This is a genomic window from Stenotrophomonas sp. P5_A8, from assembly GCF_056400545.1.
Window position 1 is genome coordinate 1 of record NZ_JBFULB010000401.1, and the last position, 3,141, is coordinate 3,141.

Consider the following 3,141-nt stretch of genomic DNA (forward strand, 5'->3'; position numbering starts at 1 on the left):
GCGCTGAAGGACTCGTCGAACGGGGTCGGGCTGCCGTCGGAGTACAGCATCGGGAAGCCACCCCATGTAGCCCCGTTGGCGCGCTTCTGCTGGTAGTCGTAGCCCACGCTCAGCTGGGTGTCCGGGGTGAGGTCGGCGTCGATCACCGCATAGCCCAGCGTCTTGTGCTGGTCGTAGCGGTCCATCTGCGATTCGGTGTCCAGGTAGCTGCCGATCACGCGCGCGCGCACCGAGCCGCTGGCGTTCAGCGGGGTGGTCACATCCACGGTGCTGCGGGTGCGGCCCCAGCTGCCGACGTTGACCGACACGTTGCCGGTCAGCTCGGCGCTGTCGGCGTGCTTGCGGATCAGGTTGACCGAGGCCGACGGATTGCCCGCACCGCTGAGCAGGCCGGTGGCACCGCGGACCACTTCCACGCGGTCATACAGGGCCAGGTCCAGGCCGGAGTCGCCGTAGCTCCAGTTCTGCACCATCTGCGTGGGCAGGCCGTCGAACTGGTAGCTGTCGATGTAGAAGCCGCGCGCGTAGAACTCGGTGCGCTCGGTATCGGACTGGGTGCTGCTCACCCCGGTGGTGTTGGCCAGCACGTCGATGATGTCGTCGAGGTTCTGGTCCTCGATGCGCTGGTGGCTGATGATGCTCACCGACTGCGGGATCTCGCGCGGGGCCAGGTCGAAGCGGGTACCGGCGGAGGTTTTGCGCACCGAGTAGCCCTCGGCGCGTTCGCCCTTGACCACGATCTTGTCTAGGGTGGTGGCATCGGTGGTGGCGTCCTGCGCAAAGGCAGGGGCGGCGATCAGCGCACACAGCGCGGCAAACAGGGCCTGCGACAGGCGGCGTTGGGGCAGGGCGCGGGACAGCACTACGGAAGAACGGGTCATCGGCGTTTCCAGGGCGGCGGCACGCACATGGCCGATGTCCGTCGGTGGCCAGGTGCTTGGCGGTGGAGGTGGGGTCGGTGCGCGGCTCGGTACCGAACTCCGCAGCGCCTCCCTGGCGCGAACGGGATCACAGTATGTTAATGCGAATCATTGCTATCAGCAATTCGGCTGGAGGCGACGCCGCCTGAAGCTTTCAGGGTCTCCCGTACCCCTTGGTGAGGAGGGGTACGGTGAGAGGGCGGCGGATTAACATCGGCGGTCGTAGGCTGAGCATCCGCCCGCGCGCAGCAGGAGAAACGCCATGGTTGCCAAGAACACCCTCTGTCTCTGGTATGACGGCACCGCCCTGGAGGCGGCCACCTTCTATGCCCAGACCTTCCCCGACAGCGCGGTGCACGCGGTCCACCGTGCCCCGGCCGACTTCCCGTCGGGCAAGCAGGGCGACGTGCTGACCGTGGATTTCACCGTCGCCGGCATCCCCTGCATAGGCCTCAACGGTGGCCCGGCGTTCAAGCACAGCGAGGCGTTCTCCTTCCAGATCGCCACCGACGACCAGGCCGAGACCGACCGGCTGTGGAACGCCATCGTCGGCAACGGCGGTGAGGAAAGCGCCTGCGGCTGGTGCCGGGACAAGTGGGGCCTGTCCTGGCAGATCACCCCGCGCGTGCTGACCGAAGCGGTGACCAGCAAAGACCCGGCGGTGGCCAAGCGCGCGTTCGAGGCCATGATGACGATGCGCAGGATCGATGTGGCGCAGATCGAAGCGGCGGTGCGCGGCTGAGGACGCTTTGTAGTCTTACAGCGGAACGCCCAGGCCACGCTTCAACGTGCTCAACGCTACGGCGGTGCGGAAGCGCTCGATGTTGTCGTCGTTGCCGAACAGGCGCACGCTGATCGCCTCGTACTCTTCCATCGAGGCGGCCGTGAGGATCAGCAGGAAATCGGCATCGCCGGTGATGGCGTAGCACTGTTGCACGGCGGGATCTTCCTGCACGCGACGGCGGAAGGGGGCAACGCGGTGCGGCTGCTCGCTGGCCACCCGCACCTCGACCATGATGGTCAGCGGGCGGCCGAGCCGGCATTGATCGAGTACGGCGACGTTGGCGCGGATGATCCCCGCCTCCTGCAGCCGCTTGATCCGGCGCTGGACTGCCGGCGCGGACAGGTRCACCGCTTCGGCGATCTCCCGCTGCGGGGTGGTGTTGTCGCGCTGGAGGATGGCCAGGATGGCGCGGTCGAAGTCGTCGGGGCTGTAGGGGACGGCAGACATGGGCGAGTGAAACGTGCAGGAAGGCACGTGCAATTGAGCCTTTGCTTCGGCCCGGACGCAATATGCTGACGCGATGTCGACCTCCCGCTATTCCTCGCTCATCCCCGTCCTGGCCGTCCTCGGCTCGGTCACCGCCCTGTCCGTGGGCACGTCGTTCGCCAAACAGCTGTTCCCGCTGATCGGCGCACAGGGCACCAGCGCGTTGCGCGTGGGCTTCTCGGCGCTGGTACTGCTGGCGGTGTTCCGGCCGTGGCGCTGGACCACCACGCGCGCCGATGCCGGGACGATCCTCCGCTACGGCATCACCCTGGGGGTGATGAACCTGCTGTTCTACATGGCGCTGCGCACGATTCCGTTCGGCATCGCGGTGGCCATCGAATTCTGCGGGCCGCTGGCGGTGGCGATCTGGTCATCGCGCCGGCCGGTCGATTTCGTCTGGGTCGGCTGCGCGCTGGCCGGGCTGTTGCTGCTGCTGCCGTTGGGACACGGTGCGGCGCTGGATCCGGTCGGGGTGATGTTCGCGCTGGGTGCGGCAGTGTGCTGGGCGCTGTACATCATCTTCGGCAAGCGCGCCGGCCACCTGCCTGCCGGGCATACGGTGTCGCTGGGGCTGTGCGCGGCGGCGTTGGTGGTGGTGCCGGTGGGCGTTGCGCATGCGGGCATGGCGTTGCTGGACCCGAAGATCCTGCTGTTCGGGCTGGGCGTGGCGATCGTCTCCAGCGCGATTCCGATGTCGCTGGAGATGATGGCGCTCAAGCGTCTGCCGAAGGAGACCTTYGGCATCCTGATCAGCATGGAACCGGCGGTAGCCGCGCTGCTGGCGATGGGGCTGCTGGCCGAACATCTCACGCCGCTGCAGTGGGCGGCGATCGGCTGCACGGTGGTGGCGTCGGTCGGCAGTACGGTGACCGCACGGCGAGCGGCGCCGCCCCTACCAGTCACGTGATCCAKGTAGTGCCGGCCGCTGGCCGGCTCCCCTYACCGTTGGAT

At 67.5% G+C, this 3,141-nt stretch carries 4 protein-coding genes; 2 read left to right on the forward strand and 2 right to left on the reverse strand.

Translation table 11 applies throughout. From position 1 onward, the window contains the following. Positions 1 to 881: TonB-dependent receptor plug domain-containing protein (locus tag AC1DQP_RS18660; RefSeq protein ID WP_478052219.1), on the reverse strand; the 881-nt coding region annotated here is incomplete at its 3' end. A 301-nt stretch (positions 882 to 1,182) separates the two neighbouring features. On the opposite strand from AC1DQP_RS18660, the gene AC1DQP_RS18665 reads away from it, so the two are divergent. Next, the gene (locus tag AC1DQP_RS18665) at positions 1,183 to 1,662 is read left to right on the forward strand and encodes a VOC family protein (RefSeq protein ID WP_457320448.1); all 480 of its coding nucleotides are present in this window, start codon (positions 1,183 to 1,185) and stop codon (positions 1,660 to 1,662) included. A gap of 15 nt (positions 1,663 to 1,677) precedes the next feature. Here AC1DQP_RS18665 and AC1DQP_RS18670 read toward each other — a convergent pair whose 3' ends face one another. After that, complete coding sequence (locus AC1DQP_RS18670) at positions 1,678 to 2,151, reverse strand: Lrp/AsnC family transcriptional regulator (RefSeq protein WP_478052220.1); 474 nt, start codon at positions 2,149 to 2,151, stop codon at positions 1,678 to 1,680. Between the two features lie 73 nt (positions 2,152 to 2,224). Here AC1DQP_RS18670 and AC1DQP_RS18675 point away from each other — a divergent pair, with 73 nt between their 5' ends. Further along, positions 2,225 to 3,097 carry an EamA family transporter gene (locus tag AC1DQP_RS18675; protein WP_457320452.1) on the forward strand — a complete coding sequence of 291 codons (873 nt, stop codon included), beginning with the start codon at positions 2,225 to 2,227 and terminating at the stop codon, positions 3,095 to 3,097. Positions 3,098 to 3,141 lie beyond the last annotated feature (44 nt).